Source organism: Streptomyces sp. 2P-4, from assembly GCF_030167965.1.
In the GTDB taxonomy this organism is placed as follows: Bacteria; Actinomycetota; Actinomycetes; order Streptomycetales; family Streptomycetaceae; genus Streptomyces; species Streptomyces globosus_A.
Map to the genome: position 1 here is coordinate 511,954 of NZ_CP095012.1, position 14,318 is coordinate 526,271.

Below are 14,318 nucleotides of genomic sequence, written 5' to 3' on the forward strand. Positions count from 1 at the left end.
GCGTGCACCCACCCGCAGTGCTACGCGATGAGCTGGTGCAGCCCCACGACGGTCGCCGCCGCGGCCCCGAGGGCGGCCAGCGCGCCGCTGAGGACGAAGACGGCGGCGCCGGCCACGAAGCCGCCGATGAGGATGATGGCCCACCGCTGCGGCAGGGGCTCCGGGCGGTTCGCGGCGTTCTCGTTGGTGTTGGTTTCCACTAGGCTCCCAGGTGAGTGCTTGAACTGAGACGGCCCCGGGTTGCCCCCCGGGGCCGTTCGCTTTCGGTGCGAACGGCGGGCCGTCAGGGCCTTCGAAGAAGGCCCTGTACTGATGATCAGGCCGTTCCGACCCGCTTCTCCGGCAATCCGGCAACGCTTTGATCCGCACCCAGACCACTTAGTGATTAGTAATCTCTTGTGCGGATCAAAACGTTGGGATCAAAGCGGGGGGAACTTCTGTGGCTGATGCGCGTGTGGCGAACGAGCGGCGGGTGCGCCGACTGGAGCAGATGGACAGAACCGGCTCGACCGGGGCGGCGAACGGGACGCTGAAGGCCTTCTGGAGCGGCGGCCGGGAGCCCGCCCACATCGTGGTGCGCAGCGACCTGGTGAAACCCGTCGAAGGCGGGCCGCTCCTGACTCGGCTGCTCCTGCCCAGGGGCGTTGCGCTGCGCTTCTACCTGCTCACGCTCTTCGAGGCGCAGTGCCGTCTCGCGGCGGGAGGCCAGTGGGAGAACGTGCTGCCGCTGGCCGGGCCGGGGGGTTCGTCCTTGCGGTCCGGCCGCACGAGATGGGCTCCGAGGCGCTCGCTGACGAAGGTTTCGAACTCCTTCCCGGCGAAGCCCTTGTCCGCCAGGACCACCTGCCCGGCCCGGACGAGGTGGTGGTCGCGTTCCAGCAGCGCGGCCATCACCTCCCGTTCGCCGATCTTGGGGTTGGCCAGGCACCAGGTGACGGGCATGCCCTCGGCGGCGGTGACCAGGTAGAGGCGGAATCCCCAGAAGAAGCGGGAGTGGCTGCGGCAGTAGCCGTAGCCGCAATGTCCGGCCAGGTCGGAGCGTTTGACGGTCTCGCGGGAGGCCGCGCAGGGCAGTGGGGTGGAGTCGATCAGCCGCAGGTCGTCGTGCCAGGTAGGGACCTGCCGGGCCAGTGCCTCGATCACGCGGCTGACCAGCGGACCTGCGGCGTTGAGGCGCTTGTTGTAGGCGGACTGCTGGGGCAGGTAGCGGAACAGGTGCCCCGGCCGGGCGTGCGCGAGGCGGATCCAGTGCCGGGCCGAGGGGAAACCGAGCAGGACCTGGGCGACGGCCAGGCACAGCAGTTCGGCGTCCGTCAGTTTCGGAGGTCGCCCGATCCGGCGACAAGGCGCCACGTGGTCGTCGATGAACACGTACAGTGCCGCCAGAAGGGCGTCCAGGTTTGTCTTCACACACTGACCAACGGGCGTCCTTCGCCATGGTCGCGACCAGCACGGACATCGGACTCATTCATCTAGTTCGGATAAGACCAGATCGGCGCGCTCGGCCTCGTCCTCAACGCCCTGGTGCTCTTCAACACCCGGTACATGGACGCCGCCATCGCCCAGCTCCGCGCCGACGGCTTCGACGTCCGTGACGAGGACGTCGCCCGGCTCTCTCCGTTCGTGCGGCACCACGTCAACATGCTCGGCCGGTACTCGTTCCAGCTGCCGGAACTGCCCGGCGGCTTGCGTCCCCTGCGCGATCTGAGCGCCGCCGACGAGACATGATCGGGGGCGAGCAACCGTTCTCCGTCTTTCCCGGGCCAGGCGGGTCCGTATCGTAGGCGCAACGGTTGTTCACATGTTCGGGGGTTGGGTGCGCATCGCAGATCTCACCAGGTGGGACCGGCGCTTTCCGGTGAAGTTCCTCCTGGTTCAGGAGGACGAAGACGGGGTGGAACAGCTCTGGGCGAGGTGCGCGGGCGTCGAAGGGTTGTTCGTTGACCCGGTCCCGCCGCCACGGGAGGTTCTCACCCTTCGTGGATGTCGCCCCGATGGTCTCCTGAGCGAGGTCTTGGCCGAGCCCCACGGCTCGCTACGAGGTCTGGGCGACGTATGCGTCGAGGTCTGGGACGACGAGAAGCCCGTGCAGTGGTGGACTCTCGTCGATGCGGTCGTGGTGGCCCATCTGCCCCACTCGGTTGATCCGGCGCGGTACGACATCGTGCTCGGCGCCGCCGTCAGCAGCGAGGAGAGCTTCTTCGAACTGCCTGCGGCGCCGCGCTTCGAGCTCTTCGCGGGGACGACGGTCGCTGCGGCGAGTGCAGGTCGGTGCTCCGCCGTGGACGGCCTGTTCAAACCGCGAGCGGACCCGGCCCCTGTTCCGATGGAGCTGATCGGCTGCGAGCCTTCGGAGCCCCTGCTTGCGGCGCTGCGGCGGCCCCGTCGGTCGGAGCGGGACTGGGCCTACCTCCTGGTTCTGGATCGTCATGGGGCCGTGATGGCCTCCCGCACCGTGGGCCTGGCCATCACCGGAGCGCGACCGTCCGTGCTTGGCGGCACGCTCGTCGACATCACCCTTACCGATGGTGGCGACGATCGGCCATCGCCGGCGGCCCGCCCGATCTGGGCAGAGTGGTATCAAGGCCCGCCGGCAGAGTCCAACCTGTGGGCGCCGTACGACTCGCAGGGCAGGGCCGCGTGGCTGGACCTCACCACCCGTGCCTGGCGGGTGTCCGCGCCCCGGCCGGACCACTCCGGCGGCGACTACCACCTCGACGGCCGGTTCGTCACGGACGTTCCCGGGCTGCACTGCGCGATCGCCGAGGCCCTACTCGGGCCCGGCCGCTACTTCGGCCGGGAGTGGAACGCGTTCAAGGACTGCCTGGGCGGTGGATTCGGAGTGGCCCCGCCGTTCACCTTGACCTGGCACGACTCCGAGATCGCGCGCCGCGCGCTGGCGGACGTGGTGGAGGGTCCGGAGGACGGACTCTCCTACTTCGAGGACATCGTGCGGCTCCTCGAACGGTGCGGCGTCACGGTCGTGCTCCGGTGAGCCGCATGCGCCCGAGTGAATACGACTCCGGGACAGGCCGAGCGGACTTCAGCGCCTGCTGTTGCCGGGCGCGAGCAGGCTCGTGACCTTGGCGATTGCCTCCGGGGACGGCTTGAAGTAGCGGCGGACGTTCTCCGTCTTCTTGTGCCGTGACTTCGCCATCAGCATCAGCAGGCTGGCCCCGGCCTCACCGAGATGGGTCAGGCCGGAATGGCGGTACTCGTGCAGGTCCCAGCCCGTGCCCGGCCCGCGCACTGCGGTCTGCTCGTCCAGCAGGGCGCGGGCCTGCCCGTAAGAGAGGCGGGCGCGCCCGGTGTCCGGGCAGACGTCGCGCGGGCTGACGATCTTGCCGGGGCCGGGACGGCGGTGGGTGACGAACACGGGCCGCGGGTGCGGCCCTTGAGCAGCCGGGGCAGCAGCCGGGGCAGCAGCCGGGCGGTACCGGCGTCCCAGTAGACCGTCTCCAGCCTGTAGTCCTTGCGGGTGCCGCCGCGGCGGCGGACCTTGGGCTGGGCGCCCTTCGCCTTCACCGGGCAGCGGCGGCCGGCCAGGTCCAAGTCCTCGATGTTGACCTCCAAGACCTCCTCCGAGCGGGCGCACGTCTCGTAGAGCATCCGCCACAGCGTCTTCTCCCGCAGGTGGATGCCCCGACGAGCGACCAGCCGGTCGATCGCCAACTTCGAGCACACCGGAGTGTCCGAGTTCGGCGACGGCAGCCGCTTTGAAGCTTCCCCTTGATCGTGGACACCTGGAGACTGGGGCTTGAGGTTCCAGAGGAAGTAGCACCAGGTGGGAAGCAAGTACACGAAGCGGTACACCGAGGAGTTCAAGCGGGACGCGATCGCGCTCGTCGACTCCTCGGGCAAGACGGTCACCGCGGTCGCCCGGGAACTCGGCATCAGCTCCGAGTCCCTGCGCGGCTGGTACCGCCGGGCCAAGGCCGACCGGGGCGAGGGCGCCCCGGACGAGCTGACCAGCGCCGAGCGCGAGGAACTGCGGCGGCTGCGCAAGGAGAACCGCGAACAGCAGCAGACGATCGAGATCCTGAAAAGAGCGACGGCCTTCTTCGTGAAGGAGAGCGACCGGTGACCGTGTTGTACCGGTTGATCCACGCGGAGAAGGCGAACTACCCGGTCGTCCTGTTGTGTCGGGTGCTGCACGTGACCCGCTCCTCCTACTACGCCTGGCGCGAGGGCGAGGCCGCCCGCCGGGCCCGCCAAGCGGCCGACGACGCACTCGTGCACGAGATCACCGTGATCCACATCGTCTCCCGTCACACCTACGGCGTCCCGCGCATCCATGCCGAACTACGGCGTCTGGGGCACCAGGTGAACCGCAAGCGCATCGCCCGCGTCATGCGCGAGCGCGACATCCGCGGCGTCACCCGCCGCAAGCGGCGCTCGCTGACCCGGCCTGATGTGAAGGCGAAGCCGGCCCCGGACCTGATCGGCCGCGACTTCCACGCCGAGCGCCCCGGCACCCGGCTGGTCGGCGACATCACCTACCTCCCGACGGCCGAGGGCTGGCTCTACCTCGCCTGCTGGCTCGACCTGGCCACCCGCGAGATCGTCGGCTACGCCATGGCCGACCACCACCGGCCGAGCTCGTCGTCGACGCCCTCGACATGGCCCATGGCCGAGGCGGTCTGGAGCCCGGATGCGTGATCCACAGCGATCGCGGCAGCGAGTACACCTCAGCTCAATTCCGCGACCGAATAGACCAGTTGGAGCTACGACAGAGTTGCGGACGTACCGGATCGTGTTTCGACAACGCCGCAGCGGAGAGTTTCTGGGCCCTGCTCAAGGAAGAGATCGGAACCCGGACCTGGCCCGACCGGGCCACCGCCCGCGCCGAGGTCTTCACCTTCATCGAGACCTTCTACAACCGCCGCCGCCTGCGCAAGCACAAGATCTTCGGCTACCTCACACCGGCCGAGACCAGACAGCGACATCAACACGCCCACGCGGCATAACGAACGAGTGTCCAAGATCACGGGGAAACTTCAGCGACGCGATTACCCGTTCGCTGAGACAGCCTCAAACCGTGGGCAGAACGCCTGGCGAAGCGTGCAGCCACCGACCTGGCGGTAGCTGGTGACGATCTCGGCAGCACGTTCCACGATGCTCGGCCACTGGAGTCTGGGCACCCCAGTACATGTACCCATCGCCTCAGCGGCGGGTGCCTCCCAACTCGGGTTCTGGCGCAACTTCTGTGGAGTGTCACTCCCCGTGACGCAGGACTCTCGGTCGGCTGGGAGCCGTGATCATGACTGGCCGGGCCCGTCGAGGCGTTCGGTGGGACCGGCAAAGGAGAGGAAGAGAGTCCGCGTGGTGAGCAGCCAGGTGTCGTCCACCTTGCGGAAGGTGTCTTCGTAGTGACCCACCTGAACCGGGGGCCGCGGCGGTATGAGGCCCTCGCTGTAGCCGTCGACCCGGTACGTGGTGAAGTAGGTGGCGGCGGAGGCGGTGTCCGCAGAGGTCACGTTGACCAGGATGTTGGTGCATATGCGGCGTGAGAGTCGGTCTGCGGGCCGGTTGCCGAAGTAGGTGCGCAGGGCGTCGTGACCCGCGATGCGGCGGTCGCCGGCGGGCCATTCCCAGATGCCGTCCTGTGTGAAGAGCTCCGCCACCGAGCCCGGGTCCCCGAGGTCGAGCCGGTGGACGAACTCGACGACCAGCCGCTCGCAAGCCCGCTCTGCGAGTAGGCGTTCCATCGGGGCAAGAGTTTCAGCATTCATGATCAACTCATATCAGGTCGCCCCGGCTGAGGCAGCCCCACCCAAGCTGAGCTCCGGTTCCGGGCTGATGTTCTCCACCGTGCCCGTTCGTGGCCGCCCGCCGATCCGTGACTCAGCTTCCGGTGGAGCATGAACGCTGCGTGACGGTTGTGGGGCGAGTGGGCCCTGGGGAAGTTTGCCCGGAACTGGCCCGTACCGGGTGCGGTGTAGCTGGCAGTTCGGCCCGTGGAAGAAATGGTGCTCCGACTGGAGGAGTTGCTGTTCCCGTCGATCGCCGACGTGGCGGTGCTGTCCGTGACCGTGAACGACGAGGCGGTACGTATAGAGGCCCGAAGCACGGTACCCGGGGCCGTCTGTCCCGGATGCGGGATCTGGTCACGGCGGATTCACAGCTCCTACCTGCGGTTTCCAGCTGATGTGCCCAGCGGAGGCGGACGGGTCGCTCTTTGTTTACGCGTCCGCAGGTTCCTCTGCCCGGTCGTTTCGTGCGGGCGACGGACCTTCGCGGAACAGCTGCCAGGCTTGACCCGTCGGTACGGCCGGCGGATCGAGCGCCTGCGGTCGACACTGGCCGCGGTCGGCCTCGCGCTTGCCGGTCGGGCTGGTGCCCGCCTGGCGCGCGTATTCGGCGTGTCCGTGAGCCGCAGCACTGTGCTGCGGCTGGTCGAAGCGTTACCCGACCCCGAAGTTCCAGCCCCGCGGGTGGTCGGTGTCGATGAGTATGCGACCCGCAAAGGGCGTCACTACGGGACTGTCCTGGTCGACGTCGAAAGTCGGCGTCCAGTGGACCTGCTGCCCGACCGTGAGGCGTCCAGCCTCGCGGCTTGGCTCGCGAAACGGCCCGGGGTGGAGGTGGTCTGCCGCGATCGGGCACCGTTCTTCGCCGAAGGTGCCACGGCTGGGGCGCCGCAGGCGGTGCAGGTCGCGGACCGGTGGCATCTTTGGCACAACCTGAGCGAGGCTGCAGAGCGGTGCGTCGCAGACCACCGCGGATGCCTGCAGGTTCTGGCGCCAGATCCAGCCCAGCCTGCCCCCGAGCCGGAGAAGTTCGAAGACCCCTCCGGCTCGCCCTGGCCGAGGGGACACCGCTTCGCTGACCGCACCCGTGCCAACCACGCCACCGTCCACGAACTGCTCGCCGCCGGGCTCAGCCGGAGGGCGATCGGCCGCCAACTCTGGATAACCTCCCGCACCGTCAAGCTCCTCGCTGACGCAGCCACCCCGGAGGAACTGTTCCAGGGGCAGTGGCAGGGCCGGCCATCCAAACTCGACGCCTTCAAGCCCTACCTGGATGACCGCTGGAACCAAGGCTGCACGAACGCCTGGAGGGTATGGGAGGAGATCGTGCCGCTCGGCTATCAGGGCAGCTACCAGCGGGTCCGCGCCTATTTCCGGGAGAAGCGGCTCTCGCCAGGCCCCGTCACGGCTCGGCCACCGTCACCCCGGGTCGTCGCCGGATGGATCCTCCGTCGGCCGGAGAACCTCACCGAGACGGAGCACCTTCGGCTCAAGGCCGTTCTGGTCCACTGCCCTGAACTGGACGCCCTCACTGGCCACGTCCGCCCCTTCGGGCAGATGCTCACCGAGCGCCAGGGCGAACGGCTGCCGCAGTGGCTTGATGCCGTCCGGCAAGATGACCTCCCCGGCCTCCATACGCTCGCCGCAGGCATCGACCGTGACCGCGATGCAGTCGTCGCCGGCCTCACCCTGCCCTGGAGTTCCGGGGTCGTCGAAGGCCACGTTAACCGGATCAAGATGCTCAAACGCCAGATGTTCGGCCGGGCCGGCTTTCGTCTTCTCCGCAAGCGCGTCTTGCTCTACTCGTGATGCGCAGGTCAGACCGCATCATCAACGAGGCTGAAGCCTTCCGGAAACCCCTCCAGGAACTCCCGCCGCGCGGGGTCAGACTCGGCTTCAGCCATCGTCCCGAGCAGACCGATCAGTTCGTTCCGTTGGTCGCTCGACAGCTGGCTGACCAGGTGGGCGACACCCTCCAGGACCTTGACGGCATCGTCCGGATCCATCTGCTCGTCATCACTGCCCTCGATGAACCACAGGACATCAACCAAGGCTGCAGCCAGGGCGTGAGTCAGAGACGAGTACACGGGCATCAACGCGGTCTCCCAGCAGGTCAGGACAGCAGAGTCCGGCCATCCCACCACACACCACCGACATCACACTCAGTCAGCCCTCCACGGAAAGTGATCCAGAACCCGAACTCGTGAACATCGACTTGGTCGACTTTGGGGTGCCTCCCGCGCTCATCGACAAACGACTTCCGTTCTCGGTTCTGGCACAGAGCTTGGGGAGCGGTCGCGGAGGTGGCCTCGATGTTCGATTGTGAGGAGGCGGGTTCGTGTGAGACGGCGTACGCCTTGTCATCCGACGGTTAAAATTGACGCTCCCTCAGGTGTCTGTCGGCCGCTGCTGCAGCTGGTTGTGGCCGGTGATGGTGCTGGTCATGCAGACCGATGCACCGTTCTGGGACTCGCTGGTGTTCGACGGAATCGACGATGTGGATGTCGAGGCGGTCACAGCCGCGTTCGGCACGGTCGAGGTGGCGGCGAGAGGTCGCGCGGCCGGCTCTGTGTGTCCGGACTGCGGCCGTTTCTCGGACCGAGTCCACGACCGCTACCAGCGCAGGCTGAAGGACCTTCCGCTCGCTGAGCAGGGCTTTGTGATCCTGCTGACGGTCCGGCGCTTCATCTGCGGGTCGGCGGACTGCCCGCGCCGGACGTTCGCAGAGCCGTTCTCGCAGCTGGCTGCCCCGCACGCACGGTTCACCACGCGGCTCAACCACGCCTTGGAGCGAGTGGGGCTCGCGCTGGCCGGCCGGGCCGGCGCCCGGCTGGCGGCCCAGCTGGGATTCGGAGCCGGCCAGATGACCTTGTTACGGAGGGTCATGGCATTGCCCGATCCGCAGTGCGGTACTCCGCGCGTGCTGGGCGTGGACGACTTCGCGATCCGCTGCGGCCAGACCTACTCCACCGTCTTGACCAGCGTCGAAGACCATCAACGTGGTCGACGTGCTCCCGACCCGCGAGGCCGGGCCGCTGGCCGCCTGGCTGATTCGCCACCCCGGAGTGAAGATCTTCTGCCGGGACCGGGCCGGCGCCTACGCCGAGGGAGCACGACGCGGTGCCCCAGACGCTCTGCAGGTCGCCGACCGGTTCCACCTGTGGCAGGGCCTCGGCCGAGCCGTGGAAACCTGCGTTGCCGCCCATCGCGACTGCCTGCGCGACACTTCGCCCAGCAGCATGTTGCCGGAGGCCCCCCGACTGACTTCCGGCCGACCGCAGGACGACCCGGCGCCCGTCGGCCGACGGGCTGAGCGCAAGAAGGCCGCGCACGCCCTGGTCCACGAACTTCTTGCTCAAGGTCACTCGCGCCGGGCGATTGCCCGGCACCTGGGCTATGGCCTCAACACCGTCCTCCGGTACGCGAACGCCGCACGCTGGCAGGACACCATCCGCGACAACCGGCCCCGACCCAGCAGGCTGGACCCCTACAAGCCCTACCTGGAGCGCCGATTCACCGCCGGATGCACCAGCGTCACCCACCTCCACAAGGAACTCGTCGCCGACAACGCACCCGTCACCCACCAAATGGTCCGCGCCCACATCGCCACCCTCCGCGGGGCTCCGGCCGGCGCGCCGCCCCGGCCCCCGACGGTGCGCCAGGTGACCGGCTGGCTCACCCGGCACCCCACCGCGCTGAGCGAGGCCGACCACGCTGCCCTCAAGGATGTCCTGGCACGCTGCCCCGAACTGGACACCGCTGCCGGACATGTCCGCGCCTTCGGCGAGACACTCACTGGCCGCCTCGGCGCCAGGCTCCCCACCTGGATCGACGCAGTCGACGCAAGCCAACCCGGCCTCACCGGCTTCGCACTCCACCTGCTCCGGGACCTTGACGCCGTGACGGCCGGGCTCACCCTGGACTGGAGCTCGGGCAGCATCGAGGGTGCCGTGAACCGGAGCAAGAAGATCAAGCGACAGCTCTACGGTCGAGCCGGATGTGAACTGCTCCGAAAAGATGATCTTGCTTCAGTAGCTTCTCGCGGAAGTGTCCCCTGCCGCTGGTCGACGCCTTCGAAGCCGGTCGCGCAAATCCCGACAGGGTGCCCACTCGGGGGTTCGCGAGTGGGGCTGACCAGTGAGTACGGAGCCGGTTGGAGGCTGAGTTTCCCCCACTGGCGGTGGGCAGTCGCCGTGGAGGCCCCCGATCGGCCGTGGGGGCCGTCGTGCTACTTTTGCCGAAATTTGCGGGAGGGGTGGGCAAGCTTGTGAACAGTGCCCTGCGGCGTGCTGCTGTCGTGGCCCTTGGCGAACTCGGGCGAAGCAGCGACTCTGGGGACCGGGCGGACGCTGGTCGAGGTCTGGCGAGCTTTGCCGAAATGGAGGAGGCTGTCGATCCGCTGCTGGAGCTGGTGCTCGACCGCGAAGACACCTTTGTCACACGGGTGACCGCAGAAGCCTTGCTTCGACGGCAGGACAAGGCTGGACTGCTGATTGTCGCGTCCGCGCTGGCAATCGCCAGCCCGAACCATGGCGATTGGATCCACACCGCGGTCCGCGATGCATTTGCCATCTACGCCAGCGACCGCGACGACGCGATGCGACTCTGTGAGGAGCTGACGCGGGATCCTGACGAACGCCTCGCCCTGGGAGCTCGGGAGCTGAACGAAAGCCTGGCGGGGATCCCCTGCGTTCTTCACCCTGAATAGTGCAGGGGCACACGGCGCCGTAGGCGCTTGCGACCGCGGCTTGGTGACCAAGTTGCACTCACGTATCCGGACTCATGACTCCCGTTTTCCATCGAATGACACTGAGCGTTTTCAGCGTTGCCTCTCCAGGGTGAGGACGGCGGCGGCGATGACGCTCATGCGGTTGGGGCTGCAGCGGGCTCGACGGAAGATGCGCCAGGACTTCAGTCTCGCAACGCTTCGTTCGACTGGCGCCCGTGCCACCGACAGGGCCCGGTTGATCGTCTGCTGAGTCGCGGTGGGGTCCTGGTGCGGGAGCCGTCTGACCGGCGTGGTCACCCAGGAGCCGGCGCCGATGTAGGCGCGGTCGGCGAGAACGGGAACGCCCTGGCGTTCGCAGATCCGGATGATGCGGTGGGTGCGGGCCGCGGTCAGGTCGTGGGTGCGGCCGGGAAGTGCGGGCGAGATCCACAGCAGCCTGCCCGCGGGATCGGCCACGACCTGCACGTTCACCCCGTGACGGCGGTGCCTCTGCGAGAAGTCGGCCCGGCTGTCGCCGACCCGGTCGCACTCGGCGAGCGTCCCGTCGAGCAGTACGTGCTCGGGATCGGTCTCCCGCAGGACCCGCAGCAGGCCGGGCGCCCGGCGGGAGAGGTGGCCGACGACGGTGTTGACGTAGGCGTGGGCGGTGCCGACGGATATGCCGAAACCGGCGGCGATCTGCGCGAGCGGGTCGTGCCGGCGCAGGTAGACCAGGGCGACGAGAGCACGCTGGTGAGGCGGGAGCTTGCAGTGGCGGTCACCCTCACGGGTGACGAAAAGCATGGTTACCCACTCGACCAGGGCGTGGGGCAGGTCGAGTGCGGCAGGATAGGGAACCAACGAGGCTCCTGCGCTGATGAGTTGAGACGTCGAACACCTCTCTCAACAGCACAGGAGCCTCGTGCGTTGCGGGAAGCTGGCCCGTCCCCCGATCAGTGGCCGCTCTGAAAGAGCTCACTGTCACCATCTGTGACCACTCCCCAAGATCTGTGCCAGAACCTCAAGTGGTTCTGGCTCAGCTTTCGTGCAGTGGCCACGGTGACTGACGGCTGAGCGTCTCCGGGCGGTATGCGAAGTCGCCCGGAAATGGACGGTGGTCAGTGCCGCTGGGCTGACAGTCCGGGTCGTGGACGACGTTGCACCCGAGCTGAAGGCGCTGTTGTTCCCGGCGATCGCGGACATCGCGGTGCGGTCGGTGGACGTGGACGTGGAGAAGGTGCGCCTTGACGCGCAGTGCACCACGGCCGGCGCCGCCTGCCCGGAATGCGGAGTCTGCTCGACCCGGGTTCACAGCTCCTACCTGCGGTTTCTCGCTGATGTCCCGAGCGCCGGACGAAGCGTCGTACTCCAGCTGCGGGTCCGGCGGTTCCGGTGCGGGAACACCAAGTGCCCGCGTCGGACGTTCGTGGAGCAGATATCCGGTCTCACCCGCAGACACGGCCAGCGCACAGAACGACTGCGTTCCATCCTGACCGCCGTCGGCCTCGCCCTGGCTGGTCGAGCCGGCGCCCGCCTGGCTGCCGTGCTTGGCATGTCCATCAGCCGGAGCACGGTCTTGCGCCTGGTCGAGGCGCTGCCCGAGCCGGAGGTGCCGATTCCTCGGGTGGTCGGCGTCGATGAGTACGCCACCCGCAAGGGCCGCCGCTACGGCACTGTCCTGGTGGACGTCGAGACCCGTCGACCGATCGATCTCCTGCCTGATCGAGAGGCATCAAGCCTGGCCGCCTGGCTCGCCGAGCGGCCAGGGATCGAGGTCGTCTGCAGGGACCGCGCGCCGTTCTTCGCGGAAGGCGCCACAGCCGGGGCACCCCAGGCGACGCAGGTCGCGGACCGCTGGCATTTATGGCACAACCTCGGGGAAGCCGCTGAGCGTGCGGTGGCCCGCCACCGCCAGTGCCTTCGGGTTCTGGTCCCCGATCCCGTGGCGAAGGCCGACGAACCCGCGCCGCCCGAGGAGAAGACGGACTCGCCATGGCGGAGCGAGCGGTTCGCCAACCGCGTCCGAGCCCGGCATGCCACGGTCCACGCGCTGCTGGAAGCCGGCCACAGCCGCCGCTCCATCGGGCGTCAGCTCCAGATGACCCACCGCACCGTCAAGAGCCTCGCCGACGCTGCGAAGCCGGAAGATCTCTTCCGCGGCCAGTGGCAGCACAGCAGGACCTCCGTCCTCGACGAGTACAAGCCCTACCTGGACCAACGCTGGGACGAGGGCTGCACCAACGCCTGGAAGCTCTGGGAGGAGATCGTTCCCATCGGCTATCGCGGCAGCTACGGCCGGGTCAGCGCCTACCTGCGAGAGAAGCGCACCTCGCCACGGCCGGGCACCGCGCAACCGTCGGCACCCCGCGTGGTGACGCGATGGATCCTCAGCCGACCCGAGACGCTGACCGAGATCGAACAGCTCCGGCTCAAGGCCGTCCTGGCCAACTGCCCCGAACTCGATGCCCTGACCGGTCACGTCCGGTCCTTCGCCCACATGCTTACCGAACGCCAGGGTGAACGACTCCCTCAGTGGCTCGACGCCGTCCGCCAGCACGACCTGCCCAGCCTCCACACTCTCGCGGCCGGCATCGACCGGGACCGCGACGCCGTCATCGCCGGCCTGACGCTGCCCTGGAACTCCGGAGTCGTCGAAGGACACGTCAACCGGATCAAGATGCTCAAGCGCCAGATGTTCGGCCGCGCAGGCTTCGGCCTTCTTCGCAAACGGGTCCTGCTCGCCCCGTAGTCGTGTTGGTGTCAGTGCCTGATGCGAGGATCCGGGCGACCATACGCAAGGAGATCAGCATGGGCACCTGGGATACCGGTCCCTTCGACAACGACACAGCCGGGGACTTCGCCAACGCGCTCGACGAAGCCGAGCCCGAGGCGCGTGAAGCCCTGATCCGAGGCGTCCTCGTCCGGACGATCGACGCAACCGGCTATCTCACGGAAGCGGAAGAGGCGGTGGCCGCCGCCGCTCTGATCGGGGCGCAATGCCCAGGAGGCGAACCCGTCGACATGTCCTACGGCCCGGAAAAGCCCATGCCCGTGTTCCCTCCCGACCTTCGGGTACTCGCCGACGAAGCCCTCGCCCGCATCGTCGACGACGAGGATGGGCCAGCCTCAAACTGGGTCGACCCGGAGGACTGGAAGCAGTGGCGAGTCAAACTGACGCGCCTTCGCGCAGTGCTTGCCCCGCCACCCCCGTCCATCGCTCTCTTCGACGTCCAGCTGTAACGGAGCGTCACTCAGCACGGAAGCTGAGCCAGAGCCATAACCCGTGAACAAAGCCAGCGCCGCGTGCGCCAGCGCCAGGTGCTCGTCGCGCATCGCCTCCAGGGTGGCGTGGGTGTCTCCGTGGTCGTCGGGCTCGGGGATGACGTTTTCGATGAAGCGGATGATGCTGCGGGTGATGCCGGGCACCGCCGTGGTGGCGGAGTCGCGCGCCCAGTTCCGCAGCGCGGACAGCAGCACGCACCCGACCTCGTCCAGCACGAAAGAGTCCGCGCACAGGTCGGCGGCCTCTCCGTCCACGGCCGTGACGGGCCAGATGAGGTCCTCGGCAAGCCGCAGCAGGATGAACGCCAGCCCAGGGGTCGCCTCCACCCGACCAGCGGCGTAGGTACCGCCACCCGTCTGCAGCGCCAGGAGGTAGTCGAAGCCCTGCTCCACCTGCTCGGGCGTCAGCGGCGTACGGGTCGGGATCAGGTACGGCATGAACCTCTCCTCACGATGACCGCCGTGCGACTCACGGCGTCGTCCCAGAGGATCGGCCCGTCGGCCTGTGGACAGCGGCCAAAGATTTCTCCCCCCGAGACGAAACCGGCGAATCGGTGAGATCTTGATCCGTACTTGAC

The 14,318-nt window shown here is 68.0% G+C and carries 14 protein-coding genes and 4 pseudogenes; 11 read left to right on the forward strand and 7 right to left on the reverse strand.

Going from position 1 to position 14,318, the window contains the following annotated elements:
• Positions 1-20: 20 nt before the first annotated feature.
• Entirely contained in the window at positions 21-200 is a 180-nt protein-coding gene (locus MUK52_RS32915; RefSeq protein ID WP_284582029.1) for a hypothetical protein, read from the reverse strand.
• A gap of 541 nt (positions 201-741) precedes the next feature.
• Positions 742-1,410 (reverse strand): annotated as a pseudogene (locus MUK52_RS32920) (IS982 family transposase); the annotation flags it as partial.
• Positions 1,411-1,485: 75 nt separating this feature from the next.
• Here MUK52_RS32920 and MUK52_RS32925 point away from each other — a divergent pair.
• Together MUK52_RS32925 and MUK52_RS32930 are read left to right on the forward strand one after the other, a co-directional pair.
• Positions 1,486-1,728, forward strand: a pseudogene (locus tag MUK52_RS32925) (Tn3 family transposase); the annotation flags it as partial.
• A gap of 88 nt (positions 1,729-1,816) precedes the next feature.
• Complete coding sequence (locus tag MUK52_RS32930; protein WP_284582030.1) at positions 1,817-2,995, forward strand: barstar family protein; 1,179 nt, start codon at positions 1,817-1,819, stop codon at positions 2,993-2,995.
• Between the two features lie 48 nt (positions 2,996-3,043).
• On the opposite strand, the pseudogene MUK52_RS32935 reads toward MUK52_RS32930, so the two are convergent.
• Positions 3,044-3,720 (reverse strand): annotated as a pseudogene (locus MUK52_RS32935) (site-specific integrase); the annotation flags it as partial.
• A 64-nt stretch (positions 3,721-3,784) separates the two neighbouring features.
• On the opposite strand from MUK52_RS32935, the gene MUK52_RS32940 reads away from it, so the two are divergent.
• From MUK52_RS32940 to MUK52_RS32950, 3 genes are read left to right on the forward strand one after another with little or no spacing between them, the layout of a single operon-like run.
• Positions 3,785-4,084: a transposase gene (locus MUK52_RS32940; protein ID WP_284582031.1), complete on the forward strand. Its 300-nt coding sequence runs from the start codon at positions 3,785-3,787 to the stop codon at positions 4,082-4,084.
• A complete protein-coding gene (locus tag MUK52_RS32945; protein ID WP_284582032.1) occupies positions 4,081-4,659 on the forward strand; it encodes an IS3 family transposase in 579 nt (192 codons plus the stop codon). Before MUK52_RS32940 ends, MUK52_RS32945 begins: the two co-directional genes overlap by 4 nt.
• Positions 4,620-4,967, forward strand: a complete 348-nt coding sequence (locus MUK52_RS32950) for an integrase core domain-containing protein (RefSeq protein ID WP_350206573.1) — start codon at positions 4,620-4,622, stop codon at positions 4,965-4,967. Before MUK52_RS32945 ends, MUK52_RS32950 begins: the two co-directional genes overlap by 40 nt.
• 291 nt (positions 4,968-5,258) lie before the next feature.
• Here MUK52_RS32950 and MUK52_RS32955 read toward each other — a convergent pair whose 3' ends face one another.
• Complete coding sequence (locus MUK52_RS32955) at positions 5,259-5,732, reverse strand: nuclear transport factor 2 family protein (protein ID WP_114059445.1); 474 nt, start codon at positions 5,730-5,732, stop codon at positions 5,259-5,261.
• Positions 5,733-5,957: 225 nt separating this feature from the next.
• On the opposite strand from MUK52_RS32955, the gene MUK52_RS32960 reads away from it, so the two are divergent.
• The gene (locus MUK52_RS32960; protein WP_502963646.1) at positions 5,958-7,559 is read left to right on the forward strand and encodes an ISL3 family transposase; all 1,602 of its coding nucleotides are present in this window, start codon (positions 5,958-5,960) and stop codon (positions 7,557-7,559) included.
• 8 nt (positions 7,560-7,567) lie between these two features.
• On the opposite strand, the gene MUK52_RS32965 is transcribed toward MUK52_RS32960, so the two are convergent.
• Positions 7,568-7,843: a hypothetical protein gene (locus tag MUK52_RS32965; protein ID WP_114059513.1), complete on the reverse strand. Its 276-nt coding sequence runs from the start codon at positions 7,841-7,843 to the stop codon at positions 7,568-7,570.
• 350 nt (positions 7,844-8,193) lie between these two features.
• Between MUK52_RS32965 and MUK52_RS32970 the strand changes: the two are divergent.
• The 3 genes and pseudogenes from MUK52_RS32970 to MUK52_RS32980 all read left to right on the forward strand — a co-directional run.
• Positions 8,194-8,385 (forward strand): annotated as a pseudogene (locus MUK52_RS32970) (ISL3 family transposase); the annotation flags it as partial.
• Positions 8,386-8,749: 364 nt separating this feature from the next.
• Positions 8,750-10,021, forward strand: a complete 1,272-nt coding sequence (locus tag MUK52_RS32975; protein WP_284582034.1) for a transposase — start codon at positions 8,750-8,752, stop codon at positions 10,019-10,021.
• A 107-nt stretch (positions 10,022-10,128) separates the two neighbouring features.
• On the forward strand, positions 10,129-10,458 hold the full coding sequence (locus MUK52_RS32980; RefSeq protein ID WP_284582035.1) for a hypothetical protein: 330 nt from the start codon (positions 10,129-10,131) through the stop codon (positions 10,456-10,458).
• A gap of 111 nt (positions 10,459-10,569) precedes the next feature.
• Here MUK52_RS32980 and MUK52_RS32985 read toward each other — a convergent pair whose 3' ends face one another.
• Positions 10,570-11,319, reverse strand: a complete 750-nt coding sequence (locus tag MUK52_RS32985; RefSeq protein WP_284582036.1) for a transposase family protein — start codon at positions 11,317-11,319, stop codon at positions 10,570-10,572.
• Between the two features lie 286 nt (positions 11,320-11,605).
• Between MUK52_RS32985 and MUK52_RS32990 the strand changes: the two genes are divergently transcribed.
• Entirely contained in the window at positions 11,606-13,207 is a 1,602-nt protein-coding gene (locus MUK52_RS32990; protein ID WP_284582037.1) for an ISL3 family transposase, read from the forward strand.
• A gap of 59 nt (positions 13,208-13,266) precedes the next feature.
• A complete protein-coding gene (locus MUK52_RS32995; protein WP_284582038.1) occupies positions 13,267-13,698 on the forward strand; it encodes a DUF4259 domain-containing protein in 432 nt (143 codons plus the stop codon).
• Here MUK52_RS32995 and MUK52_RS33000 read toward each other — a convergent pair.
• On the reverse strand, positions 13,585-14,178 hold the full coding sequence (locus MUK52_RS33000; protein ID WP_284582039.1) for a hypothetical protein: 594 nt from the start codon (positions 14,176-14,178) through the stop codon (positions 13,585-13,587). The two genes, MUK52_RS32995 and MUK52_RS33000, sit on opposite strands and share 114 nt — an antisense overlap.
• Between the last annotated feature and the right edge of the window lie 140 nt (positions 14,179-14,318).